At 62.3% G+C, this 23,749-nt stretch carries 22 protein-coding genes and 2 tRNA genes; 17 read left to right on the top strand and 7 right to left on the bottom strand.

Translation table 11 applies throughout. From position 1 onward, the window contains the following. The first annotated feature begins 5 nt into the window (after positions 1–5). Positions 6–797, top strand: coding sequence for a DUF72 domain-containing protein (locus ASE82_RS14150; protein WP_056064527.1), 792 nt, complete (start codon positions 6–8; stop codon positions 795–797). A 670-nt stretch (positions 798–1,467) separates the two neighbouring features. Here ASE82_RS14150 and ASE82_RS19505 read toward each other — a convergent pair. Together ASE82_RS19505 and ASE82_RS14155 are read right to left on the bottom strand one after the other, a co-directional pair. After that, positions 1,468–2,172 carry a hypothetical protein gene (locus ASE82_RS19505; RefSeq protein ID WP_156348895.1) on the bottom strand — a complete coding sequence of 235 codons (705 nt, stop codon included), beginning with the start codon at positions 2,170–2,172 and terminating at the stop codon, positions 1,468–1,470. A 237-nt stretch (positions 2,173–2,409) separates the two neighbouring features. Further along, positions 2,410–3,825 (bottom strand): sigma-54-dependent transcriptional regulator, encoded by a 1,416-nt coding sequence (locus tag ASE82_RS14155; RefSeq protein WP_056064530.1) that lies wholly within the window; start codon positions 3,823–3,825, stop codon positions 2,410–2,412. A gap of 140 nt (positions 3,826–3,965) precedes the next feature. On the opposite strand from ASE82_RS14155, the gene ASE82_RS19005 reads away from it, so the two are divergent. From ASE82_RS19005 to ASE82_RS14190, 8 genes are all read left to right on the top strand, one after another. Then, the gene (locus ASE82_RS19005) at positions 3,966–4,088 is read left to right on the top strand and encodes an aa3-type cytochrome c oxidase subunit IV (protein ID WP_082441508.1); all 123 of its coding nucleotides are present in this window, start codon (positions 3,966–3,968) and stop codon (positions 4,086–4,088) included. A 4-nt stretch (positions 4,089–4,092) separates the two neighbouring features. Further along, positions 4,093–5,214: an NAD(P) transhydrogenase subunit alpha gene (locus ASE82_RS14160; RefSeq protein ID WP_056064533.1), complete on the top strand. Its 1,122-nt coding sequence runs from the start codon at positions 4,093–4,095 to the stop codon at positions 5,212–5,214. Between the two features lie 10 nt (positions 5,215–5,224). Continuing rightward, positions 5,225–5,473 (top strand): type II toxin-antitoxin system HicA family toxin, encoded by a 249-nt coding sequence (locus ASE82_RS14165; protein ID WP_056064536.1) that lies wholly within the window; start codon positions 5,225–5,227, stop codon positions 5,471–5,473. Next, a complete protein-coding gene (locus tag ASE82_RS14170; RefSeq protein ID WP_056064539.1) occupies positions 5,470–5,685 on the top strand; it encodes a type II toxin-antitoxin system HicB family antitoxin in 216 nt (71 codons plus the stop codon). The genes ASE82_RS14165 and ASE82_RS14170 overlap by 4 nt, the downstream gene beginning before the upstream one ends. Before the next feature lie 19 nt (positions 5,686–5,704). Then, positions 5,705–6,022: an NAD(P) transhydrogenase subunit alpha gene (locus ASE82_RS14175; RefSeq protein WP_056064542.1), complete on the top strand. Its 318-nt coding sequence runs from the start codon at positions 5,705–5,707 to the stop codon at positions 6,020–6,022. A gap of 27 nt (positions 6,023–6,049) precedes the next feature. Beyond that, a complete protein-coding gene (locus tag ASE82_RS14180) occupies positions 6,050–7,549 on the top strand; it encodes an NAD(P)(+) transhydrogenase (Re/Si-specific) subunit beta (RefSeq protein WP_056064546.1) in 1,500 nt (499 codons plus the stop codon). 101 nt (positions 7,550–7,650) lie between these two features. Further along, a complete protein-coding gene (locus ASE82_RS14185) occupies positions 7,651–8,592 on the top strand; it encodes a hypothetical protein (RefSeq protein WP_056064549.1) in 942 nt (313 codons plus the stop codon). 51 nt (positions 8,593–8,643) lie between these two features. Continuing rightward, a tRNA-Val gene (locus ASE82_RS14190) sits at positions 8,644–8,719 on the top strand. Between the two features lie 158 nt (positions 8,720–8,877). Here ASE82_RS14190 and ASE82_RS14195 read toward each other — a convergent pair. Continuing rightward, the gene (locus ASE82_RS14195; protein ID WP_056064552.1) at positions 8,878–10,137 is read right to left on the bottom strand and encodes a tyrosine-type recombinase/integrase; all 1,260 of its coding nucleotides are present in this window, start codon (positions 10,135–10,137) and stop codon (positions 8,878–8,880) included. 377 nt (positions 10,138–10,514) lie between these two features. Here ASE82_RS14195 and ASE82_RS14200 point away from each other — a divergent pair, with 377 nt between their 5' ends. After that, on the top strand, positions 10,515–11,027 hold the full coding sequence (locus ASE82_RS14200) for a helix-turn-helix domain-containing protein (RefSeq protein ID WP_235524723.1): 513 nt from the start codon (positions 10,515–10,517) through the stop codon (positions 11,025–11,027). Positions 11,028–11,418: 391 nt separating this feature from the next. Here ASE82_RS14200 and ASE82_RS14205 read toward each other — a convergent pair whose 3' ends face one another. Beyond that, positions 11,419–11,595, bottom strand: a complete 177-nt coding sequence (locus tag ASE82_RS14205) for a hypothetical protein (protein WP_156348896.1) — start codon at positions 11,593–11,595, stop codon at positions 11,419–11,421. Positions 11,596–11,742: 147 nt separating this feature from the next. On the opposite strand from ASE82_RS14205, the gene ASE82_RS20270 reads away from it, so the two are divergent. After that, on the top strand, positions 11,743–11,874 hold the full coding sequence (locus ASE82_RS20270) for a hypothetical protein (protein ID WP_268795431.1): 132 nt from the start codon (positions 11,743–11,745) through the stop codon (positions 11,872–11,874). A 273-nt stretch (positions 11,875–12,147) separates the two neighbouring features. On the opposite strand, the gene ASE82_RS14210 is transcribed toward ASE82_RS20270, so the two are convergent. Together ASE82_RS14210 and ASE82_RS19510 are read right to left on the bottom strand one after the other, a co-directional pair. Next, complete coding sequence (locus ASE82_RS14210; RefSeq protein ID WP_056064560.1) at positions 12,148–12,645, bottom strand: PAAR domain-containing protein; 498 nt, start codon at positions 12,643–12,645, stop codon at positions 12,148–12,150. Further along, positions 12,642–12,803 carry a hypothetical protein gene (locus ASE82_RS19510; protein ID WP_156348897.1) on the bottom strand — a complete coding sequence of 54 codons (162 nt, stop codon included), beginning with the start codon at positions 12,801–12,803 and terminating at the stop codon, positions 12,642–12,644. Before ASE82_RS19510 ends, ASE82_RS14210 begins: the two co-directional genes overlap by 4 nt. A gap of 434 nt (positions 12,804–13,237) precedes the next feature. Between ASE82_RS19510 and ASE82_RS14215 the strand changes: the two genes are divergently transcribed. The 3 genes from ASE82_RS14215 to ASE82_RS14225 all read left to right on the top strand — a co-directional run bounded on the left by ASE82_RS14215 (position 13,238) and on the right by ASE82_RS14225 (position 17,608). Continuing rightward, positions 13,238–13,314, top strand: a tRNA-Pro gene (locus tag ASE82_RS14215). Positions 13,315–13,529: 215 nt separating this feature from the next. After that, positions 13,530–13,856 carry a hypothetical protein gene (locus tag ASE82_RS19515; RefSeq protein ID WP_156348898.1) on the top strand — a complete coding sequence of 109 codons (327 nt, stop codon included), beginning with the start codon at positions 13,530–13,532 and terminating at the stop codon, positions 13,854–13,856. 680 nt (positions 13,857–14,536) lie between these two features. Continuing rightward, positions 14,537–17,608 (top strand): TonB-dependent receptor domain-containing protein, encoded by a 3,072-nt coding sequence (locus ASE82_RS14225; RefSeq protein ID WP_056064567.1) that lies wholly within the window; start codon positions 14,537–14,539, stop codon positions 17,606–17,608. A gap of 81 nt (positions 17,609–17,689) precedes the next feature. On the opposite strand, the gene ASE82_RS19520 is transcribed toward ASE82_RS14225, so the two are convergent. After that, positions 17,690–18,256 carry a hypothetical protein gene (locus ASE82_RS19520; protein WP_156348899.1) on the bottom strand — a complete coding sequence of 189 codons (567 nt, stop codon included), beginning with the start codon at positions 18,254–18,256 and terminating at the stop codon, positions 17,690–17,692. 811 nt (positions 18,257–19,067) lie between these two features. Between ASE82_RS19520 and ASE82_RS14230 the strand changes: the two genes are divergently transcribed. From ASE82_RS14230 to ASE82_RS14240, 3 genes are all read left to right on the top strand, one after another. Beyond that, complete coding sequence (locus ASE82_RS14230) at positions 19,068–19,586, top strand: RNA polymerase sigma factor (RefSeq protein WP_056064571.1); 519 nt, start codon at positions 19,068–19,070, stop codon at positions 19,584–19,586. Continuing rightward, positions 19,583–20,548, top strand: a complete 966-nt coding sequence (locus ASE82_RS14235) for a FecR family protein (RefSeq protein WP_056064574.1) — start codon at positions 19,583–19,585, stop codon at positions 20,546–20,548. Before ASE82_RS14230 ends, ASE82_RS14235 begins: the two co-directional genes overlap by 4 nt. Before the next feature lie 144 nt (positions 20,549–20,692). Further along, the gene (locus tag ASE82_RS14240) at positions 20,693–23,743 is read left to right on the top strand and encodes a TonB-dependent receptor (protein WP_056064577.1); all 3,051 of its coding nucleotides are present in this window, start codon (positions 20,693–20,695) and stop codon (positions 23,741–23,743) included. Positions 23,744–23,749: the final 6 nt, after the last annotated feature.

Consider the following 23,749-nt stretch of genomic DNA (forward strand, 5'->3'; position numbering starts at 1 on the left):
CGCCCATGACCATCAGAATCGGTATTGGCGGCTGGACCTACGAGCCGTGGCGCGGGACCTTCTATCCGGAGAAATGGCCGCAGAAGCGCGAGCTCGACTATGCCGCCGAGCACGTCACCGCGATCGAGATCAACGGCACCTATTATGGCAGCCAGAAGCCCGCGACGTTCGCATCCTGGGCGAAGGCGGTGCCCGACGGGTTCGTGTTTGCGCTCAAGGCGTCGCGCTATTGCACCAACCGGAAGGTGCTGGCCGAGGCGGGGGAGTCGATCGCCAAGTTCACCGGGCAGGGGATCGTCGAGCTCGGCGACCGGCTCGGGCCGATCCTGTGGCAGCTCATGGCGACCAAGAAATTCGACGCCGACGATTTCGCCGCATTCCTCAAGCTGTTGCCCGCCAAGCAGGACGGGCTCGCGCTGCGCCATGCGATACAGGTTCGTCACGAGAGTTTCGCGGTGCCGGAGTTCGTGGCGATGTGCCGCGACGCCGGCGTCGCGATCGTCTTCGCGCAGTCGGCCGAATATCCCGCGATCGCCGACGTGACCGGCGACTTCGTTTATACGCGACTGGAGGATGCCGAGGAGCGCTTCGTCGCCGGCTACGCGCCGACCGCGCTGGACGAATGGGCGGACAAGGCGAAGACCTGGGCAGCCGGCGGACGACCCGAGGGTTTGCCCTATGTCGAGGACACCGCGCCGGCGAAGACGCCGCGAGAGACGTTCGTGTTCTTCATCAACGGCGCGAAGGTTCGTGCCCCCCATGCGGCGATGGCGCTGATCGATCGAGTGCGGGGGTAAATAACGCGGTCATTCGCACACCGCTTCGTAGTTGCCCGATCAGCGTTGTCCGACTGAGCTTGCGCCAAGCTGCCGCTTGGTCAGGTTGCGGCGATGAAGATGGCGCGCCCGTGGTGCTTCGCTATTTTGAGCTTGGCCGGGTGTGGGGCGGAGCCGCTCTGTTTCCTCCGATGTGATACGCGTCGCGCGTGATATCGGGAGCGACCGTTATACTGTTACGGCGACACGGAATTGTGGTGCCACGACTGGCTATGCGACCATCGTGCGCATCGGTCGCGCGAGCGAACCACAATCGGCCGTAACGGAAGTTTTCGTTGCAGACAGCAACCATGGGGCGGCCGCGGAAGGTCCAGGAGGCGCCATTTGGCTGAAGGTCGTCTGGACGGCACCCGGCCAATTGTCCGTCGCATACGCGTCAAAAGGTCGTGTATTCAAGCACGTGTTCGACGCGAAGGGGGCTTCGGTCCGCTACAAAGCGAGTGATCCGTACTTACGGCTCTAAGTGCTGTGGTTGGAAGGTCTTGTAGCTGCTCCAGAGTCAAACCGACCGTTTCACCCACACCCGGACGCTCAGGTAGTCGGCTCGCCAGCCGAAAGCAGCCATTCGTTCAGGGCTATCTTTCCCATCCCGGTCATTCCTGATGGAGAAATCAAAAATTTTGCATCAATGTTAGTATCCTACTTCCAGCGTCACGACCGTCAGCCGACCTTTGATTTTGCCAACCAACGTCACGTTGCCACCAGGCGAGTCAGGGCTGTTCATTGCCATGATGGTGCTGGACGTCATTTGGGCCGTGAAAAGAGGTTTGAAGGTTGTTGCTCCCGGCGCGGTAACAATGGTGACCTTTGCCCGATCATCGACCCAGGCGCCGTAACCCCATGCTGCCCCTATGAACCGTAGTGAGTGGCCGGGAGGTGGCGGAGGAACGGCTGGCTCATAAAACTGTCGTGGGCCCTCGCATCCTGCTTTGCTCAACCGGCCGTTAGAGAGTGTGCCTCCCTCATAATCAGCTTGGAGCACGTAGCAGCGACCATCGCTTAATGAGAGAGTGACGGGCAGAAAACCTGGGGACCATGCCGTTACGACATGCGCTTTGCTCGTTTCGGCTATCGCAAATGCGCCAACAACCTTGGCACGGCCTACAGCCAAGCCGCGCTTGTAAGCCGGATCAACGCGGAACACGTTTGATACCGCCGCATCAGGGATGCGAGCTAGTGACGGTGCGCTGGGATCTGATGGCACCGCGACACCTGGTCGCGATCCGTTACCACTGTATCCGGCGGGCGGGACAAACTGCGCCTGAGCGCTGATCGCCGCGACGGCTATGGTAATCCCCGCGCTTGCGCGGGCTAATGCTGATGCCTTGATATTCATCTGCTACTCCCTGATCGGAGCAACTTACGACCGCGGTGGCAAAGAGCCAGCCGACATGTTGGCAGTCGGCATGATGCAGAAATCACAGGTTATGCATTGACCAAAGAACGGCGAGAAACCGTCGGATTCGCCGATGCTAAAGACTAATGCAGCGGGGGTGCCCGTTCACTGGCCGGTTTCCTCATGTTTGGACCTCAAAGTGGACGGTCCGCTTTCCTCTCCAACCCAGCCGCTACATCACGCCGCGTTGTCGATCCCGAGTTCGCCGAGCTTGCGGTAGAGCGTCGAGCGGCCGATGCCGAGGCGGCGGGCGACTTCGGTCATGCGGCCGCGGTAGTGGCCGATCGCGAGGCGGATGACGTCGGCTTCGATCTCCTCGAGCGCGCGGAGGTTGCCGTCGGGACGGAACAGCGTGACGCCGCCGCCACCGACCGCTGCCGGCGCGGATGGACGCTCGCGCGTGCCGAGCGCGGCGATCTCCGGGAAATCCTCTTCGGTGAGCGCGGTATCCTCGCACAGCACGGCGGCGCGGAAGAGCGCGTTCTGCAACTGGCGGACGTTGCCGGGCCAGTCGTACTGGACCAGCAGAGCGAGCGCGGAATCGGTGATGCCGAGCGGTCGCAACCCCGGCTGCTCGGCGATCCGTGCGAGCAGGTGGCGGGCGAGCGCGGGGATGTCGCCGGTGCGTTCGCGTAAAGGGGGGATCGTCACCTGGACGGCGTTGAGGCGGTAATACAGGTCTTCGCGGAAGCGCCCGGCCTCGACCTCGTCCAGCAGTTTGGTATTGGTCGCGGCGATCACGCGGACGTCGACTTCGCGCGGGTGGCGGGCACCGATCGCGAGGACTTCGCCGGTTTGCAGGACGTGCAACAGCTTAGCCTGCGCCTCGAGCGGCATCTCGCCGACCTCGTCGAGGAACAGCGTGCCGCCATCGGCATCGTGAAACCGGCCAATCTTGCGCTCGAACGCGCCGGTGAACGCGCCCTTCTCGTGACCGAACACTTCCGATTCGATCAGGTTCGCGGGGATCGCGCCGCAATTGACGCTGATCATCGGCTTCTTCGCGCGCGGGGAGGCGGCATGGATCGCCTCGGCGATGACGTCCTTGCCGACGCCGATCTCACCTTCGAGCAGGATCGCGACGCGGGCGCGGGCGGCCTTCGCGGCGATCGCGAGGGCAGCGCGGAAATCGGGGGAAGAGCCGACGATCTCGTCGAAGGCGAGCAGGGCGGGGATCTTCTCGGTCAGCGGGCGGAGCTCGCCCGACGATTTGCCGGCTACCGCTGCGTCCAGCGCCGCGAGCAGGCGATCGGGGGCAAGCGGCTTGACCAGGAAATCGGTGGCGCCGGCGCGCATCGCGCTGACCGCGTGCGCGACCGATCCGTTCGCCGTGATGACCAGGATCGGCAGCGCCGGGCGCCGCTCGCGCAGGGTCGCGATCAGGGTGGTCGCATCCTCGTCGGGCGCCCAGTGATCGATCACGATCGCATCGAGCTGCATGCCGTCCTGCGTGCCGAGCGTGGCGATCGCGGTCTCGTCGTCCGCCGCGAAGACCGCGCGCCAGCCGCCGCGCGCCGCGAGGGCAGCCACCAGCCGCCGCTGTGCGGGCTCATCGTCGATCAGCAATAATAGGCGCTGGCCATTGCGCGTCATGGCGAATCCTGTCCCGGTCCGGCACGTGCAATAGCTAGCGCAAGTAAAGAGCGACTTAAATGTCCTGCTTGGCGTTCCAGGATACGCGCGATAAGGTCTCGGCCATAGAGGATGGCACTGACAGGATTGGGGCACGAACCATGGCCGGCAACGGGGACATGAAGGCGCACGTCGCGACCTATTCGAGCGTGACGGGAATGATGAAATGGGGCGCAGTCGGGTGTGCGCTGGTCGTCGCGCTCGTGATCTGGCTGATCTCGTAACGCCATGAAGATCGCCGTCCTGAAAGAGCAAGCGGACGGCGAGCGGCGGGTTTCCGCGACGCCGGAAACGGTCAAGAAATTCATTGCGTTGGGGGCGACGCTGGCCGTGGAAGCGGGCGCGGGTGAGACCGCCTCGATCGCCGATGCCGCGTATTCGGATGCGGGCGCGTCGGTGGGCGACCGTGCGGCGACGCTGGCGGGGGCGGATATCGTGCTCGGTGTGCAGGGACCTGATCCCGCTTCGCTGGAAGGCGTGACGCCTGGGGCGTGGATCGTCGCCAGCCTCAATCCCTTTGCAGAGCGTGCGCGAGTCGAGGCTTATGCCGCGGCGGGCTACGAAGCGCTGGCCATGGAGTTCATGCCGCGCATCACGCGCGCCCAGTCGATGGACATCCTGTCGTCGCAGTCCAACCTGTCGGGCTACAAGGCGGTGCTCGACGCGGCGGCCGAATATGGCCGCGCGTTTCCGATGATGATGACCGCGGCGGGGACGATCTCGGCGGCCAAGGCGTTCGTGATGGGCGTCGGCGTGGCGGGGCTCCAGGCGATCGCGACCGCGCGGCGGCTCGGCGCGCAGGTGTCGGCGACCGACGTGCGCGCTGCGACTCGCGAGCAGATCCAGTCGTTGGGTGCAAAGCCGATCTTCGTCGAGAACGTCGCGGGGATCGAAGGCGAGGGGACGGGCGGCTACGCCGGCGAGATGTCCCCCGAATACCAGGCGGCGCAGGCCGAATTGGTGTCGGGTCATATCGCCAAGCAGGATATCGTCATCACCACCGCGCTGATCCCTGGGCGTCTTGCGCCTAGGCTGATTTCGGCGGCGCAAGTGGCCAGCATGAAACCGGGATCGGTGATCGTTGATCTTGCGGTCGAGCAGGGCGGGAATGTCGAGGGCTCGGTCGCGGGTGAAGTGGTCGTGGTAAACGGCGTTAAGATCGTCGGCCACCGCAACGTGCCGTCGCGGTTGGCGGCAGACGCCAGCGCGCTGTTCTCGCGCAACCTGTTCAATTTCCTCAACGCCTTCTGGGACAAGGAGGCGGGGCGACCCGTGCTCGACGCCGAGATCGGCGATGCGATCCGGCTGACGCAGGGTGGCAAGATCGTGAACCCAAGGCTGCTGACATGATCCGGAGAGCATGACCCGTGGCGAGCGGCTTCTCGATGCGATGCGGGCCAATCCGCGGGACTGGCGTATCCAGGATGTCGTCGCTGCGTGTGCGGAGGCGGGGATATCTTGCAGCCCACCCCGCAACGGCTCACACTACAAGGTGAAGCATACAAGCCAGGTCGAAATCCTGACGATCCCCGCGCACCGGCCGATCAAGCCGGTCTATATTCGCGATCTCGTCAGGTTCATCGATGCGGTGCGGAGAACGGAACGATGAGCCCGCAAGATTATGAGGTCGTGATTCGGCCGCTGTCGCCTTCAGCTGGTGGGGGATATCTTGCGGTTGTCCCGGCACTCCCTGGGTGCAAGTCCGACGGCGACACGCCGCAGGACGCGCTTGCCAATGCTTATGATGCGATCGCCTGCTGGATCGAAGCTGCCGAAGACATGGGACGCACTATCCCCGCCGCTGCGCGCGCGGCAGCCTGAGAGAATCGGAGACCGAACAATGGACTTTATCGCGATCCTGTCGATCTTCGTGCTGGCGTGTTTCGTCGGGTATTTCGTGGTTTGGGCAGTGACGCCGGCGTTGCACACGCCATTGATGGCGGTGACCAACGCGATCTCCTCGGTGATTATCGTCGGCGCGCTGATCGCCGCCGCCGCAGCTGGCATCGGCGCCGGATCGGGCGTGGCAAAGGCGCTCGGGTTGCTGGCGGTGGTGCTGGCGAGCATCAACATCTTCGGCGGTTTCGCGGTCACCGCGCGGATGCTGGCGATGTACAAGAAAAAGGAACGGCCGGTCGCGCCTGCTGCGAGCAAGTGAGCGATACGGACGTGAAGGGGACGCGCGATGCATGAACTGACGGTCAGCCCCTGGGCATCGCTCGCTTATCTGGTGGCGGGGATGTGCTTCATCCTCGCGCTGCGTGGGCTGTCGAGCCCGGCCTCAAGCCAGCGCGGCAATCGGTTCGGCATCATCGGCATGACGATCGCGGTCGTGACGACGCTGGTGACGCATGTGCCATTCGTTCAGCACCTTCTCGTTTCCGACACCGGATCTACGATAGCCGTGCGCGCTATCGACTGGACCACGGTCGTCGAAATTCTTGCGGCGATCGGCGTCGGCGCGGCGATCGGCCTCGTCACCGCTCGCCGGATTGCGATGACCGCCATGCCGCAGCTTGTCGCCGCATTCCACAGCCTCGTCGGTCTCGCCGCGGTACTGGTCGGCGTCGCGGCCTATCTCAACCCGCAGGCGTTCGGGATTTCCGATCTCGTCATTCCGCTGATCGGCCAGCCGTTCGCGGTGATCCACCCCGTCAGCCGGATCGAACTCGGCCTCGGCGTGGCGATCGGTGCGATCACCTTCTCCGGTTCTGTGATCGCGTTCCTGAAGCTCAACGGCAACATGGGCGGCAAGCCGATCATGCTGCCCGGCCGGCACGTCATCAACATCGCGCTGCTCGCCGGCATCCTCGGGTTGATCGCGTATTTCGTTACGAACCAAGAGCCGTGGATCTTCTGGACGATCGTGATCCTGAGCTTCGTCATCGGCTTCCTGTTGATCATCCCGATCGGGGGCGCGGACATGCCGGTGGTGGTCAGCATGCTCAATTCCTATTCGGGCTGGGCCGCCGCCGCGATGGGCTTCACGCTGCACAACAGCGCGATGATCATCACCGGCGCGCTGGTCGGCAGCTCGGGCGCGATCCTCAGCTACATCATGTGCCGCGCGATGAACCGCAGCTTCATCAGCGTGATCGCCGGCGGCTTCGGTACGAGCGATGCAGGCGCGGGAAGTGGCGGCTCAGCCGTCGATCGGCCGTGGAAACGCGGCTCGGCGGAAGATGCCGCGTTCCTGATGAGCCAGGCCGAACAGGTCATCATCGTCCCCGGCTACGGCATGGCGGTCGCGCAGGCGCAGCACGTCCTCCGCGAAATGGGCGACAAGCTGAAGGCGGAGGGGGTCCGCGTGAAATACGCGATCCACCCCGTCGCGGGGCGCATGCCGGGGCACATGAACGTCCTGCTGGCGGAGGCGAACGTGCCGTATGACGATGTGTTCGAGCTGGAGGACATCAACAGCGAGTTCGCACAGACCGACGTCGCGTTCGTGATAGGCGCGAACGACGTGACCAACCCCGCCGCCAAGACCGACAAGACCTCGCCGATCTATGGCATGCCGGTGCTCGACGTCGAGAAGGCCAAGACCGTGCTGTTCATCAAGCGATCGATGGGCGGCGTCGGCTATGCAGGCGTCGATAACGAACTGTTCTACCGCGACAATACGATGATGCTGCTGGCCGACGCGAAGAAGATTGTCGAGGATATCGTCAAGGCGCTCGACTGAGTTGTTCGCGTAGGGTTCCCAACTGCAACGGAACTCGATCCAGTTCGGGTGTAACTCCTCACCTGACGCAGGTTAGTCTCCGCATCACAGCGGAGACCTTGATGACCCTATCTGACGGCCCGCCTGACGCGGCGAATTACGACACGGGGATCGACGCGATCCTCATCGCCGCGCCCGGCGCGCCGGACCGGCTGACCGTGGCCCTCGCCGCGCTAAATGGTCGGATCGTCGCCCGTTTCGACTGGCCGGCAGGCTTCGGTGATCATGCGACGCCGCAGGTGATCGTCGTCGAGGCGGCCGGCGTCGACCCCGCGATACTAGCCGAACGCCTGCCCGGAATCGTCCATCAGGCGGCTTCGATGCAGGCGGGACTGGTGGTCGCCCTGAGCGTCGACGAGATCGACGTTGTCGCCGCGGCGACGCTCGGCGGCAGCACGCGGTTGCTGGTCGATCCCACCGTCGGCGATTGTGTCGCGGCGATCGTGGTCGCGGCGGAAGCTGCGCGCACGCCGGCGGGCGTGTTCGATTTCCACCGCGAGACCGACGGCACCCGGCTCGAGCGACTGAACACCGAGGTCGCGCGGATCGCCGAAGCGCTCGCCAAACTGACGCGGGCGGAGATCGAGGGCGACGCACCCGCCGCGCCGATCGTCGGCGACCGCACCAATCGCTACGGCGCACCGCCCGCCTTGGTCGAGCCGAGCGCGGCGGATGTCCGTCGAGCAATCCGCGCGCGCCGATTGCGGGACCAGTTCTTCGGCGCGACATTGTTCGAGGATCCCGGCTGGGACATGCTGCTCGATCTCTACGCCGCTGAGCTGGAGCGGGGCCGCGTGTCGGTGTCGAGCCTGTGCATCGCGGCGGCAGTCGCACCGACGACCGCGCTGCGCTGGATCGCGCGAATGACCGACACCGGGCTGTTCGAACGCCGCCCTGACCTGCTCGACCGTCGCCGCGCCTTTATGGTTCTCTCCGATCGCGCGAGCGAGGCGATGCGTGGGTATATCGTGGCCACCAGGGGCGCCGACCTTCGCATTCCGTGATTTTAGCTTGCCCCGGCCGCCCGGCTTTGGCATCGGACGTCCACCCGAGAGGGGCGATTAGCTCAGTTGGTAGAGCGTCTCGTTTACACCGAGAATGTCGGCGGTTCGAGCCCGTCATCGCCCACCAAAATCTCCGGTAAAATCAATACTTTGCTGGCTATAGTGGGTCTGCTCCGATCTAGGAAATCTCCCGATGGACAGCAAATGGTCAGCAAACGGACCGTCGATTGGAATGAGTCGCATGGATTGCGACCTCGATTTTCGCGTCTCCGCCTTCGAAAATGATTACGATGGCTGCTGGTCGATGACGTCCACCACGATGACTGCTACCGGCGCGTTCCCAATCTTGACGACACGATGTCCCGCGGACCAATTTTTCGCCTTCTGGTTTACCTCTATCAGTAGCGATTGAAGCGCGGTGACCGCTTCAGCGAGATAGCGTGGATCGTACTTAGCGTAGACGGCAGTCATACGTTCCAAATCGGCCGGTCGATGACCGAGCAGGACCGAAATCTGTTCCGCCGGAACACCTCTGCGCCGCAGTTCTGTGGCCACGGTGTGGCGGATTGTTTTCGGAATGTACTGGTCTGGCAGCCCCAACGCCCGTCGCATGGTCCGCCAAGCCCTGCCTCTCGATTTTGGCGGCGGGCTATTCTTACGTTCGGCCAGACTCTGTTCGCGCCAGGCGTCAAGCATCGCTGCAAGTGCGGGTGCGGCGGCGACGACGGGATTGTGCTTCTTTGTTCGAGGTGCACCCTCTGGATGAGTGTCCACAAGTCCTTCTTTCCACTGCACGAGCGGATCGAAAGCCAGTGCCGCGTCCGGACGGCAAGCGGTTCCGATCATGAGCCAGAACCACCGGCCAAAGCCCTTGTCGTCGGTGTCCGACGACACCTGCGAAGCGTACCCTGCAATGGCGCCCAACTCATCGAGCGACATCCTTACGTCTCTCGGAGGCGAGCGATGTTCCTTCGCTACGCTGGGCACTTTTGGCGCGGACGGTACCCGCTCCATCTCCACGGCGTGGTTCAAGGCGGCTCGAACGTCGTCGATGTTTCGCTGAGCGCTCTCGCCCTTAACGCCCTTGGATACGAGGAGCATCTCTCGCCCTAGCCAGTCGACGGTGAAGGAGTGGGGCTTCATCCGCCAATTTATGAAGCGCCTGAAGACGGTGCGCGTGAGTTCCGAGAACCGTACCCGCGCGCGGACCGGGTCCTGTAGAAGGAAGCCGATAAACGCCCGGAGGCTTCCAGCGATTGTGTCCGGATTTCGCGTGTGCCGACCGTGTTCCTTCCAGTACAGGAACAGATGGGGGAGGACCTCGGCGTCCTCGCTGCTCTGAAGCCCCATGGCGCGTTTGGTCTCGACGAATGCGTGAATCGCTGCCTTGGCGACCTCTAGGTCGCGAGTCCGAGTGCTTTTATATACGATCGATCGTCCGTCGCGGGACTTTGCGACGATCTGCCAGATGCCGGCGGCTTTCCCATCGCGGCGTTGGTCGAGCCAGTGGTCCCCGACGGTATACGGGCTAGTATTTCTTGCCAATTCGTGAGCTCCTCATTTTCTGCACGGGTCACGAGATCCAGAGCGCCCAGGTGCGCGAGCAACTGAAGTTCAGGCAGCGTCAGGTGAGCCCCGGTGCCGTTCTTCAGTGCGCGTCGATACTTGTGCGCTATCGTTGAGGCGGTTGCTTGGCCGGACGCCGGGCCGGCTGACGCTTGCAGCGCGCTGACCTCCTTGCTTCTCCACTCTTTCATCGATCCTGTTTCCATGCCCGACCCTTCCCGACCACGCCTCGACGGGTGCATCCTTCTAGCAACAAGGGTCGGCTTCCTCGGACCTTGTGTAAGAAAGTCCTGTCTGATATGTCATTTTTTTGGGCTTGAGCCATCTGCCCGAACTATTTTCGGCAGGGTGCTATGATGTTGAGAGCGGAGAAGCGCGTACGTTCCGCGGTATCCGGCGGCACGGCAGTAGTTGATTCAGGCATCACCTTTGCCGACCGCGTAGCCAAAGGAAGATCGCGCCTCGGTCTGACGAAGCGCGAGCTAGCGTCGAGAGCGGGCTTGGCGCCCCGTACCGTGACGAGAATCGAGGCGGGTGCTCCCGTATCGTCGGAAAGCAAGCTGGCACTGCAGCATGCGCTGGGGCTTCTGCCGCCGACCGCCGAAGGCGGTGACGACGCAGATCGCGACATGAGCGACGTCGCAATTGGGCGACGACTGCGCGATCTGCGTCGCGCCCGCGGGCCGCTACGTCTAGCCCTTCTGGCATGGATGCTCGGGAATGTCACCGAAGCAACGCTCTCGCGTATTGAACGCGGCCTCTGTCGTCCCCGAGTAGGATGGTCCGACTTTATCACCGACGATTATGCGTTAGCTCTAGGATTCGCCTGCGCGAAGGATCTTGGCGATGAAATCGGCGTCGAAACCTGATCGGTTGTGCAGAGAAAGTAACCCTTCGACAGACGGATCTGCCCGCTGATGATATGGCTGTATTTACGAGGGTAACGGGCGGCTTTGGCATGCCTAGGCCGCGGACCCAGGCATCAGGCGTCCTAGGTTCGGTTCCGGCTAAATGCGCAATGACACCCTAAGTGCTGCAATATAGACCATCGATGCCGATCCGCCGATCAGGTGAGACGGAAGGTATTGAGAATGGTGCGGAATACTGGATCTGCCATGTCATAATCTGCACGTGCGGCGGTGCCGGTGGAGATCATCACGCTGCCGTCCGGAGCGTTGGTATAAGTGATCCACTGCCGGATCGGGATGCCGTTCGATATCCAGTCGAGGCGGAGTTCGGGAACTGAACCGGGGATATAGGCTAGGCGTCGTTGAACCTCGACCGGAGCGTGTCGCGCATCTGTTCGGCCTGTCGGTCGGCGAAGGCCTCCAGACGTTTCGTACGATCGGCGGGCAGGTCGCTGGGCGTGATCTCGTGCGTTACGACGAAGCTGGGGGCGATGCCAAGCGTACCGGGATCGGCCAATAGTACGAGCATCGATTTGTCCTGCCATCCTTCTGGGCACTCGATGGTCATGCCCTGCACGCGGGTAACTGGCACGCACCCACAGGCGGCCAATTGCCCGTTTCGTAGAGTGCGAGAATTTCATCACGGCCGGGTGGCGGGAAAGGATAGCCCCGCGCCTTGAGCTTCTCGATCACGCGCAGCCGCGCCTTGTCCTCGTCCGAGCCGCAGAATGCGGCTGGTGATGGTGCGCTGGGCGGCGGTAATGCCGAACTCGTCATGCGGCCAGACATCCGCGCCGTGGTCGATTAGGATTTCGATCACTGGCCATTGATCAGTCTGCGCGGCATTGGTCATCGGAGTAGATTGATCTTCTGGCGCACGTTCGTTGAGGCCGATGCCTTTGGCGGCGAGTTCACGAACCTTTCGGCTCTGGAGTCATGACGGCACCGATCATCGAGATGTCGGGCATTAAACCCAGCTTGCGCAAATCCTCCGTCGTAGCGTTACAGTAACCCTCGGGCGCTTGCGTGTCTCCGGCGTCTCATAAGCTGCACTCGCGGCTTGGGCATCGATTCAAAAGCGCTAGAACGTGGCCGCCTCGCCACGAAGGGCGGTGCATACCGCCGACTGGCGCGGCCCACCGATGGTCACGTTGCGTGAGCCGGTCAGGATCACCGCACCGAAGTCCATTGTCTCCGAGACGCGGGCAGCAGGCTTTCCGTTGATAAGAACCGTGGACGATCCGTCCGCGACCCGACGCGGGCTACCGGTATCCTTGTAGCAGTCGTCACTTGCCAGCTCGACCATCGCAGCAGGCAGGGCGTTGATAACCACGTTGTTCGAGCCTGCCGTTAGTATGCCCGTCGCAGGCCCCATCAGCTGCTTGCCGATTGCCTCTCTTGCGAAAGCGGTGGTGCCGCCTGTGGCTAACGCTGCTCGGACCGCGATCGCGCTCAGACCACCGGTCGCAATTACGCCTGCCGCGAGCAACGCGTCTACTGCGATCCCGACGGCAAGGCCTTCCAGCTTCGCATCGTGGCCGAACGTGTCGGTGACGCGTGCGGCAGGATGATCGCTCATGCGATTGCCCCTTCCCGATTGGCCCGCGAGCGGTTGGCCTTCATGCCGGACTCAGTTTCCCGAACCACCTCGACCACGTCATAGCCGGCACGCTCGGTCCAGACGTGGGCATATAGGGCGGCGCGTTGTCCCAATTGAACCTTCTTGGAATAGGGCATCGAAGACCCATGATCTGCGTGTGGTCAATGTTGTCCAAAACAGATACCTGTTCAACCGCGACACTCGCTGACGCCAAGATGCAATATTCAGGCGTCCGGCAGCGGTTAGCGTTGCTCGATCTGCCAACCGACGAGGCGTCGCTGCTGCGGTAGTGGATCCTGACGGACGACCTGATCCATATCGACCGGCGACGCCGGCCGGAAAACCGGATCAGTTTCGCACTCCTACTCTGCGCATTGCCTTACGTTTCGATCCGGCGCCTTCACGGGGCTGGACCGGCTCGGTATCTTTCAGGCCATCGGCGAGAAGCGGTGGCGGCGGAAGTGATGTACGGTATCTTCTACGCCGACGGGGGATCGTCATCGCGGCATTCTGGCTTTGCGATGACAGGACGCTTGCGTATTTGGCCATGTTTCCCTAACCGCAGCGCTGTCGGGGAGTGGCGCAGGCTGGTAGCGCACCTGGTTTGGGACCAGGGGGTCGCAGGTTCGAATCCTGTCTCCCCGACCATTTGATTGTGCAACAGCAGCATACCTGCGGTCCGTTTGCGAAAGCTGCGGCTGAAAAATGTGCCCTCCGATTTCCCAAAAGACCTATCTGAGCTTCCTCATCAACGAGGAGAGACTGCGTGGAAACGTAGTCTTTATCGCTGGGCCTCTGGATCGCGGGGTCCTCGCCAGCGGTTGCCGGACCGAGATCCGCACATCGTTCGACGAGGTCGCGGCATGACCTCAGGGAGCCGACCCGGCGGCGAACATCGTCGCCTCCCCGGTCACATCCAGAAACCGCCGACACCACGCCGAGATCTCGGTTCGGCAGCCAACGGCGATTCGTCCTACACCTTCGACCGTCGCAGGACCGATCCGACAGGCATCGTCGAGGCCTTGGAACTCGCGTCCATGATGGCGAAGGCCAGGGTCGCGCCCTTCCTGCGCATGACCAGGGCGCCATTCGCACTCGGCTGCGCGTCGGTGGGCCTTCGTTTCCTAAACCGGAGCACGCTGTCGCTGTTTCTGACGGCCATCCTCTCCAACCAGCAACTACATCGTTAATGTTGACGTCCGGCTGGCGTGACGGACAGATAACGTTCTCTGTTCTACAGTATCCGAACTCACCGGTATGAGAGGCCGGATTGAATGCGAGCGGACCTGACGTTTCGCGCGAACCCGCGCCTTTGTCCGCGCACGCAGATGAATGACCAAAACGTGTTCGTGGATATGCATGTGCTGAATGGGAAGCCTCTGATCAGGGTTCCGGGACTAAACACCTAACGAAGCAATCAGCGGGTCACGATGCAAAAATCACGAGATATGCATCAGCCGCGAAGCCGCGGAAATCGTGGCATCGGTTGATGCAGAAATCTGATGCGTCGTCGGCCGTGAATGTCCGGGTTGGGAAGGATAGCGGCCTGTCCGGATACGGTGGCGATCAGCGGTAAGCTGCCGTTCGTTCAGCGAGCGGTACCAAGAGGCTGATTGGCCAGACCCTTGTGGAGACCCGCCTGTCGGTTTTGGCGCTGAGAGAACATAACCGGACTTCCGCCTCTAGCGCGTCGAGAGCGACCCTCCGTGCGCGTACGACATTGAGCGAATAGAGGATACTATTGCGCAACAATTCAGCATAAATGTATCTAAAAGGTATTGTTTGGGTATTGACTGATATGACAAATTAACGAAATCTGTCGTTCGAAACGGTCAAAGCGTTAGGGCGCAGCCGGATAAGGGGTAAGTATATGAACTTCGACCAAACTGTGTCGCGTATCGCTCTTGCGGGGTCGCTTTTGTTCTGCGCTGTCCCGGCAACGGCGCAAAATCAGGATGTTGCAGCGGATTCCGCTCAGACACCGGCACAGGCTAAGGTCGAAGCGGATGCCGCGACCGCGCTTGCCGCACCCAATCCTGCGTCCGTATCGGATGACACGGTCGTCGTGACCGGATCCCGCATTCAGCGCCCCAACATGACGTCCGCCGCGCCGATTACGTCGGTCACCGCACAGGACATTCGCGCGCAAGCGCCGACCAACATCGAAGACGTACTCAACCGCCTCCCGCAGATCGCGCCAGACGCGCAGCAGAATTATCAGGATTCCGACGGGCGCCAGCGCATCAAGCTCCGCAGCCTCGGCTTCGAGCGCACGCTGACGCTCATCGACGGCAAGCGCATCGGCACGCAGAATGGTGGGGACGTCGGCATCATCCCGCCGTCGCTGCTCGAGCGCGTCGACGTGCTGACCGGCGGCGCCTCGTCGGTCTATGGCTCGGACGCGGTTGCGGGCGTGGTCAACTTCATCCTGAAGAAGGACTTCGAAGGGCTCCAGATCGACGGCAACTACAATTTCTACAACCACGACAACAAGGACACGATCGTGTCGTCGCTGGCGCGCGCGAACAGTTTCGGCAGCCCGCGCGGCATGACCAACGACGGCGGTCGTGCCGACATCACCGTGACCGCCGGCAAGAAGTTGTTCGACGGCAAGCTCCGCATGTCCGGCTTCGTCAATTATCGCCACACCGACGCCGTCGATTACGATGCGCGCTCGACGTCAGCGTGTCAGCTGATCCAGACCGGCAAGGACGGTCCGCTGTCGTGCTCGCTGTCGACCTATTCGCGGAGCGGCTACGTCTCGCCGCGCTCGGGTGCCAATAGCGGTGCCGCCTATGTCAACAACCCTGACGGTTCACGGACCTTCGTCCCCTACGGCGTCGGCGCGGGCAATGCGGCCAACCCGTATGACGGCTATTCCTATCAGCGCGCCTCCGAACGGTGGAACGCAGGCGGCTTCGTCAGCGCCGACATCACCTCCGACATCGAGGCCTATGGATCGGCGATCTGGTTCCGCGACAAGTCCGAGAACGTCTTTCCCGCGCGGATCTATAGCTACACCGTCTATGGCGATCAGCCCTATCAGGTGAACTGCAACAACCCGTATCTGTCGGGCTCGCAGGCGACCGCGATCTGCGGCGCCGCCGCCGGCACGGCGACGAAGGCGCCACTCGAACTGCGCTATCGCTTCAACGACGTTCCCGATGTTCCTGACATCTACATCAACAGCGGCGTGCGCGCGACCGGTGGGTTCCGCGGGAAGGTCGGCGCTGCGTGGACCTGGGATTTCGGTGGCGTCTACGCGCGCAACCAGCAGGTCGTCGAAGCCGGCGTCCTGCCCAATTACGATCGCATCAACCAGTCGCTCGACGTCGTCAACGTCAACGGCGTGCCGACCTGCGCCAGAGGCGTGGCGGGTTGTGTTCCGTTCAACGCCTTCACCGCCAACACGCTGGGCCAGCCGCTTGTCGACTGGCTGTTTACGACCCCCGGCGGCAAGACCAAAGGCGTCGGCACGCTATGGGACGGGCTGATCTCGGTGACAGGCGATCTCGGCAAATACGGCATCACCTCGCCGCTCGCCAACCAGGGCGTGGCGATCGCTCTGGGCGCGGAATACCGCAACGACAACTACACCTCGACCGCTGATGCCGACTATCGCGCGCTTAACGGCGGCAGCGATCTGGATATCTCGCAACACGTCTGGGAATCAAACATCGAAGTCCAGGCGCCGCTGATCGAGGATCGGCCGTTCGCGCATCTGTTGCAGGCGAACGGCGGCTACCGCGTCTCGAAATACAGCAGCAACCCGAAGACCTTCAACACCTGGAAGATAGAGGGCATCTACGCCCCTGTGAGCGACCTGACCTTCCGTGGTTCGTACAACAAGGCGCAGCGCGCGCCGACCGTGATCGAGATCGGCCAGGCGAAGAACGTCAGCTATGGCCTTCAGGGCGGCTCGCAGAACGATTTCTGTGCACCGACCGTCACCACCAACCCGGCGACCGGTGCCATTACCTATGGAACGCCGGTCGCATCGCGTGACGTCTGCCGCGCGACCGGCCTGTCCGATGCACTGTACGGCAGTCCGACGCTGCTGTGCGCGCAGGGCGACGGCAACCAGTGCACCGTCCAGTCGGGTGGCTACACCGCGGACCCGGAGACCGCCTACACGCTGACCTATGGCTTGGTGGTGAAGCCAAGCTTCATCCGCGGGCTCGTCTTCTCGGTCGATCGCTACCAGATCAGGATCGACAACTCGCTGGGGTATAACGATTATACCTATTATACCGACGGCTGCCAGCGTTCGAACGGTGATCCGTTCTTCTGCTCGGGCATCGTTCGCCAGCCGGGCACGGGCATCCTCTACGCACCGGCCAGCAGCAACCCGACCAGCGGCTTCATTCGCCAGGGCACGACCAACTATTACAAGTCGATCTCACGCGGGATCGATTTCCAGGCGCAATACACGCTCGCTCTTGGCGGCGCGGGCAAGGTCGACTGGAACTTCAACGGGTCGCTGACGACTTTTGCCGGTAGCCAGGATTCGCCGCTCCTGCCCAAGCGCAACTGCGCCGGCTATTACGGCAATGGCTGCAGTCAGCTGCTGCCGAAATGGTCGCACGGCCTGCGCACCACCTATACCACGGGCGATGGCATCTTCAGCACGTCGTTCAATTGGCGCTATGTCGGTTCGTTGACCAGCGCGGATAATTCTGGCGACGAAGCGATCGGCGGCACGCCGGATCGGGCACGCACGACCTTCTACCACATCGCACCGGCCAGCTATTTCGATCTGGCGCTCTCGTTTGCGATCGCCAAGGACTTTTCGCTGCGGTTTATTGCCAATAACCTGCTCGACAAGACTCCGCCGATCCTCGCGAATTCGTACGACATCAGCCTCGCACGGAGTAACACGATCCCCGCGCGCTACGACTCGCTCGGTCGTAACATCGCGGTTGGCGCTACCATCCGGTTCTAAAGCGCGACGCGAAGTTTACGGGGCTCGTCGGCAACGGCGGGCCCTTTTCGTAGAAACGGCGCGGAGGGGCGATTATATCTATCATCGTACTGTTTTAGACGTCGGCATGGCTTTTTTTGAACTGGCATTGCGTAGTTCCATGAGCAGCTTTGCGATGCGATCCTGATGCATCTTTTGTTTGGCCGGGGAGCGTTTGAAGCCGGGGCCGGTTGTCCAGTAATTCGATGGAACCCGCATATTTTGTCTGAAATTTTCCCCTCCGGAGGGTGGGTTGAACCAGCCGTAGCCCATGAATTCATCCAGGGAGTCGATGCAATCACAATCGAACGCTAATTCCGTGAAAAATACAGCGAGGTGTTTGAAAACATCACTCGGAAATTGGTTACTAGTATCGAATTTGAAGGCGTAATGATTGGGGTCATGATCTGGACGCGCTTCGAACCTGGATGCCTGCACGGACGGAAAGCTGCTACTCGCTGTTGGGAATAATTGTCGGATAGAGAAGTCCCAATAGATTTTTTTGGTACCGGAGAGATTTGGCGTGATACAAAGCCGCTTCAGGCGAGTGATCTGTGATTTTGGTCCGTAAACTTGCACAGCGCACCAAGCAGTATCGTCATTCATGATATACATGTCTGTATTTGTCATTTTTGCTGTCCCGTTTTTCTTTGGGCAAGAAACCGCTCGTCATCAAAGGTCGTAACTATTATTTATAAATCTTAATTTAATTTAATAAATCTGACTGTTCTGACGATACAGGGATGAAAATTTAAGCCGAGAAACATAAGTCTAAATAAGCAGTGCCGCGTGTGAACGGTTTGTAAAATAACGCCGACACAGACATATCGAACTAAGCGATGGCCTTTTCAACACCTACTCGTTTTGCGTTTTCGCTATGCCAAGTTGGTTTCAAACGAGTACGATTACTTGCCAATCGATCGTGCGGACCGACACCTCGCTGTCCCGCGGTTGAGGCTTCATCGGTGTAAAGCTATCAGTTGCCCCGCGCGCTCGTGCCGCATATCATTCGATCGCCGGGTGCCGTGATGCAGGGCGCTCCTTTGATGTGCCTGGGTTATGGCGCGAGGGTTCGATCCAAATAACGGGCCTTTACACAGAGGTTCCAACACCCGGCCCCAACTCAGGTCGTGCATCGACGACGCTTGGTCGTGATGGCGCGGATACCTCCCGCCGTTCGGGATCCGCTCTATTGCACTGATGGTTTACGTAGTTCATCATCGGGACATCATCGCAGCCGCGGTGATAGAGGCGTGGAAACCTCTGTGTGTGGGTCGTGTCGGCATCCTTATCGGAGGCGTTGACCTTGCTCGTTCTCGATAGGGGGCCTGTTCTCGGCAGAGCCATGTCCCCGGACGAACCGTCCGCGCACCAGCGTGTTTTCCGACCCTGCGTCGTTCGGGGTGCGCCTCTTCACGTCCACGAGATGGAGCGGGTCGAGATGAGCAGCGACACAGGGTGGGATCCTCCCGACGGAGCGGGACTGGAAGCGCTCTATCGGGAGCATTCGACATGGCTGGTGCGTCGTCTCCGGCGTGTGCTCGGACGTCATGCCGATGCAGCGGAGGACATAGCACAGGACGCGTATATTCGGATCGCGCGCTATGCGACCGATGACGCCGGGCGTCATCCCCGCGCCTTGCTGGGCACCGTCGGCGTGAACCTGTCTTACGACTATATGCGTCGTATTGGCCGCGCCCAGCGCTTCGCCGAGGATAGCGCCAGGCGGGGCGATGCGAGTACGCCCGCCTGCCAGGAAGCCGATCTGGCGCTTCGCGATGCAATCCTGTCGCTCCCACCCTTGTACCGTGACGCCTTCCTGATGAGCAGATTCACGCCGCTGACAAACAAGGAGATCGGCACGCGGCTTAATATCTCGGTGAAAACGGTCGAATGGCGTATCAGCAGAGCGGTCGAGATGTGCGCAACGCATATCGACCATGAGGGCGAGGACCGGTGACCGCACCGAGCGAAGAAGAATTGGGGGCAGCCGCGTCGCGTGAAGCGGCGGAGTGGCTCGTCGCCCTCAACACGCCAACCGTTTCGACGGACACGATCTCGGCCTTTTACGCATGGCGTCGTGAGTCCCGGAACGCGCAAGCCTATGCTCGCGCCGAAGCCGTCTGGCGCAAGAGTGGCGACCTCGGCGATGATGCGGCGATCCGTGCCGCGGTCGCAGACGCGGTTGCAGCAAGTGCGACGTCGGCGCGTAACCCGATATTTGCCGCGCACTGGGCAATCGGTGCGTTGATACTCGCGGTCGGCCTCGCGTTCTGGATCTTTCTCCTGCAACCAGATCATTTCACGACCCGTGTTGGTGAGCAGCGCACTGTGAGCCTTGATGACGGATCCAGTATCCTCGTGGATGCCGATAGCGACGTGACCGTCCGATACACGAAGAATACGCGCGGTGTGACGCTCGGCCACGGCCGGGCCCGATTCAGCGTTCATCACGGCGACCCGCGCGCGTTTACCGTCGATTTCGAGGGCGCACGCGTGATCGCCACCGGCACGCGGTTCGACGTTCGCGCCGACGGCGTCGCCATATCGGTCGCACTGTTTGACGGCACCGTCCGGGTTCAATCCAAAACCGAGCCGGCCAAACACCGCGATCTGGTGGCGGGGCAAAGCGTGACGGTCGCAGCCGGTGTGCCAAGCGCAGTAGCGACGATCCCGGCGGGTGCAGCTGATTGGAGCGAGGGCCGGGTCGTCTTCTCTCACACCCCGCTTGGCACGGCGATCGCCGAGATCAACCGGTACTCCATGCGCAAGATCGTGGTGAGCGATCCGCGTCTTCTCGGTGAGCCGATTAGCGGAACATTTACGGCGCGTGAGGGACAGACCTTTGCCGATACGGTCGCGGCGATGTTCAATCTACGTGACACGCGGTCCGACGGCGCGATCGTTCTTGCACCCCGATAAGGAACAGAGCGGTCGCTATGTGCTCGATACCGAATAATCGTTCAGACACGTGTTAGGGTTGCGCCAGCCCTGAAGCGTTTCCTCTTCATGACCGGAAATGCCGTGGCCGTGTGCCGCGACGCCGGATCGCACAGGGGGATCGACATGAGCGCGTTTTCGGCAAAGGGCCTCGCCGCGCCAGCAATGGCACTGGTTTTCATAGCGGCGGCACCTGCGTCTGCGCAGGGTACCGCTGCTGCCGCCATCGACGTGCCAGCGGGGGCCATGGATGCCGCCCTCATCCAGCTCGGACGTCAGACGGGATTGCAGATCCTGTTCGCCAGCGGCGTGGTCGAGGGGCGCCGCAGCGTTCGACTGCGCGGGCGCTTTTCTGGCGAAGATGCCCTGCGACGTATCTTAAAGGGCACGGGGCTTTCGATGCGGCAGACCGGGCCAACCAGCTTTCTCGTCCTGACAGATACCGCTGAACCACGGGGCCCTACCTCGGTCACCCGCACAAGCCCGAAGCCGCGCCCGCCGCGTTCGTCCGAACGCTCCGTGATCGTTGATAGCGACCCCGGCGCAGCATCGAGAGCGGATATCGTTGTAACGGGCTCAAATATACGCGGCGAAAGTGCAGGGACCTCGCCGGTCATCACTATCGATCGCGCCGCCATCGACCGCAACGGCCGCGGCACGATCGCCGGCGTGCTGTCGACACTACCCCAGAATTTCGGCGGCACAGGCAACGAGGAGACGAGCCTCACCGGTACGGACCGCACCGTCGACAATACGGGTCTGGCCTCGAGTGCCAATCTGCGCGGTCTCGGCAGTGACGCGACGCTGACTCTGGTCAACGGACGCCGCACCGCAGGTTCGGGCGGCAAGGGCGACTTCAGCGATCTGTCCACCATCCCGCTCGCGGCGGTCGACCGGATCGAAGTGCTGACCGACGGTGCCTCCGCACTTTACGGGTCCGATGCGGTGGCCGGCGTGGTGAACATCATCCTGCGCAAGACCTATCGCGGCGCCGAGACTCGGTTGCGAGCCGGCACGACGACGAGCGGCGGCATGCAGGAATATCAGGTCGGCCAGGTCGCGGGAACGGTCTGGCAGACGGGCCGCGTGCTCGGTGCCTATGAGTATGAGCGTCGCGAGCGGCTCCCGAGTGCCGCACGCGACTATACCCGCACCACCGATCTCCGCGCTCTCGGCGGCTCCGATTGGCGGTCCTATTTCGCCCGCCCGGGCACGATCCTCGGCTACGACCCCGTCAGCAACAGCTATGTCCCGACCTATGCGATCCCCGCCAGCACGTCCGGTGTCGGACTGACGCCTTCGGACTTCGTGCCCGGTCATGGCAATCTGCAAAATCAGCGCGAAGGAACCGATCTCCTACCCGACCAGAAGCGGCACGCGCTTTACGTGACGGCCGAGCAGCAAGTGGGGCGCGGCATTTCGCTCTATGCCGAAGGGCGCGGGGCCTATCGTCGTTTCTCCTACCGCGGAGCGCCCGATCTCGGCTTCCTATCAATCGACGCGCGCAATCCTTATTTCGTCAGCCCCGACGGATCGCCCTCATCACTGATCGCCTATTCGTTCGGGGACGAACTCGGCGCAACGCGTGCAGACGGTACCGTCAAATCCTACAGCCTGACCGGCGGTGCGACCGCCGAGATCGGCCCCGACTGGCATGTGGATGGCTATTATAGTCGCGCGCAGGAACGCTCGGTCAACAAGCTATCGGGTCTGGCCAACCAGATGCATGTCGCCGAGGCGCTCGGGGGCGCCGATGATGCTGGCTCTGGCTATGACCCTAAGCGGGACGGCTATTTCAATCCTTACGGCGTCGGCGTCGTCAACAGCCCGGCGGTCCTCGCCTTCATTGGCGGTGGCTATTCGAATGAAGCGGTACGCAGCCGCATATCGACGATCAACCTGCAGGGAGACGGCTCGCTTCTGTCGCTGCCAGGTGGCAAACTCCGACTTGCGGTAGGAGCCCAGCGCCGTCGCGAAGCGCTTCTGCGCGACGGCACGAGCCTCTATGCCTCCGATGCGCCACGACCTCTGGCGCGGGTCGAGGGCAGCCGTGACATCAATGCGATCTTCGGCGAACTGGCGGTCCCGCTCATCGGCGACGGCAATGCGATGCCGGGCGTATCGCGACTTGGACTGTCGCTCGCGGTCCGCCACGAACGCTATACCGACTTCGGCAGCAGCACGAATCCGAAGGTCGGGCTGCGTTACGAACCCGCAAGTGGCATCGCGGTTCGCGCAAGCTACGGCCGGTCCTTTCGGGCACCATCGTTGCGCGAGACACGCGACCCGGTACGGATCAGCGCGACGCAGCTACCGACGGCGAACGGATCAAGCACACTCGTGCTGTTCCTGTCGGGCGGCAATCCCGACCTCACGCCTGAGCGGGCAACGTCGAAAACCTTGGGTTTCACGGTAGCGCCCAGCCGCCTCGGCGGCGTTGGCATCGAGGCCAACGTGTCCTCGACCCGCTTTACCCAGCGCATTTCACAACCGGCCTATCAGAATATCGCTCAGGGGCTGATCGACGCTTCGCTCACGCCATTCGTGCGGATCGTGTCGCCACTGTCGAACGCCGCCGATCGTACCCTGGTCGAAGGCCTGCTCGCCGATCCGAACTCGCTGGTACCGGCGGGGCTCCCGGCCGAGGTCTTCGGCGCGGTCGTCGATGGACGCTACGTCAATGCATCCTCGGTGAGCGTGCGGGGCTTCGACGTCAGTGCGCATGGCGGGTTCGCTTTGGGCAGTGGCCGAGCAGCGCTGGCGACCAACGCCTCCTATCTGCTCGGTTTCGATGACAAGACGACGAGCGAGGCGCGGGCGGTGCAGCGCGCCGGGACCTACGGCTATCCGCCACGTCTGCGTATACGTACGACCGTTGGCTGGGACGGCAAGACGTGGAGCACGTTGCTGGCCGCAAATTACGTCTCGCGCTCGCGCGACCGGGTATCGTCGCCGCCACAGCGCATCGGCAGCTGGACGACGCTGGATCTGCAGGTCTCGCGCACCTTTGGTCCGGAGGCTGGCGCCCTGAACGGCGTCTCGCTCGGGGTCACGGTCACCAACCTGCTTGCGACCGATCCGCCCTTCGTGAACGCCGCAAACGGCATTGGTTACGACGCCACCAACGCCAGTGCGCTCGGGCGACAGGCCGCGCTGCAACTCGTCAAACGCTGGTAGCGCCAG

It is taken from the genome of Sphingomonas sp. Leaf230 (assembly GCF_001421745.1).
Taxonomy (GTDB): Bacteria; Pseudomonadota; Alphaproteobacteria; order Sphingomonadales; family Sphingomonadaceae; genus Sphingomonas.

What these genes read in the sequence shown, in the direction of transcription:
- ASE82_RS14200 (WP_235524723.1), top strand. Translation starts at nt 10,515, where the DNA reads ATGTTGAGAGCGGAGAAGCGCGTACGTTCCGCGGTATCCGGCGGCACG.
- ASE82_RS14180 (WP_056064546.1), top strand. Translation starts at nt 6,050, where the DNA reads ATGCATGAACTGACGGTCAGCCCCTGGGCATCGCTCGCTTATCTGGTG.
- ASE82_RS14230 (WP_056064571.1), top strand. Translation starts at nt 19,068, where the DNA reads ATGAGCAGCGACACAGGGTGGGATCCTCCCGACGGAGCGGGACTGGAA.
- ASE82_RS19515 (WP_156348898.1), top strand. Translation starts at nt 13,530, where the DNA reads ATGACCTCAGGGAGCCGACCCGGCGGCGAACATCGTCGCCTCCCCGGT.
- ASE82_RS14175 (WP_056064542.1), top strand. Translation starts at nt 5,705, where the DNA reads ATGGACTTTATCGCGATCCTGTCGATCTTCGTGCTGGCGTGTTTCGTC.
- ASE82_RS14160 (WP_056064533.1), top strand. Translation starts at nt 4,093, where the DNA reads ATGAAGATCGCCGTCCTGAAAGAGCAAGCGGACGGCGAGCGGCGGGTT.
- ASE82_RS14225 (WP_056064567.1), top strand. Translation starts at nt 14,537, where the DNA reads ATGAACTTCGACCAAACTGTGTCGCGTATCGCTCTTGCGGGGTCGCTT.
- ASE82_RS19510 (WP_156348897.1), bottom strand. Translation starts at nt 12,803, where the DNA reads ATGCCCTATTCCAAGAAGGTTCAATTGGGACAACGCGCCGCCCTATAT.
- ASE82_RS14155 (WP_056064530.1), bottom strand. Translation starts at nt 3,825, where the DNA reads ATGACGCGCAATGGCCAGCGCCTATTATTGCTGATCGACGATGAGCCC.
- ASE82_RS14150 (WP_056064527.1), top strand. Translation starts at nt 6, where the DNA reads ATGACCATCAGAATCGGTATTGGCGGCTGGACCTACGAGCCGTGGCGC.
- ASE82_RS19505 (WP_156348895.1), bottom strand. Translation starts at nt 2,172, where the DNA reads ATGAATATCAAGGCATCAGCATTAGCCCGCGCAAGCGCGGGGATTACC.
- ASE82_RS14210 (WP_056064560.1), bottom strand. Translation starts at nt 12,645, where the DNA reads ATGAGCGATCATCCTGCCGCACGCGTCACCGACACGTTCGGCCACGAT.
- ASE82_RS14205 (WP_156348896.1), bottom strand. Translation starts at nt 11,595, where the DNA reads ATGCTCGTACTATTGGCCGATCCCGGTACGCTTGGCATCGCCCCCAGC.
- ASE82_RS14165 (WP_056064536.1), top strand. Translation starts at nt 5,225, where the DNA reads ATGACCCGTGGCGAGCGGCTTCTCGATGCGATGCGGGCCAATCCGCGG.
- ASE82_RS14170 (WP_056064539.1), top strand. Translation starts at nt 5,470, where the DNA reads ATGAGCCCGCAAGATTATGAGGTCGTGATTCGGCCGCTGTCGCCTTCA.
- ASE82_RS19005 (WP_082441508.1), top strand. Translation starts at nt 3,966, where the DNA reads ATGGCCGGCAACGGGGACATGAAGGCGCACGTCGCGACCTATTCGAGC.
- ASE82_RS19520 (WP_156348899.1), bottom strand. Translation starts at nt 18,256, where the DNA reads ATGACAAATACAGACATGTATATCATGAATGACGATACTGCTTGGTGC.
- ASE82_RS14240 (WP_056064577.1), top strand. Translation starts at nt 20,693, where the DNA reads ATGAGCGCGTTTTCGGCAAAGGGCCTCGCCGCGCCAGCAATGGCACTG.
- ASE82_RS14185 (WP_056064549.1), top strand. Translation starts at nt 7,651, where the DNA reads ATGACCCTATCTGACGGCCCGCCTGACGCGGCGAATTACGACACGGGG.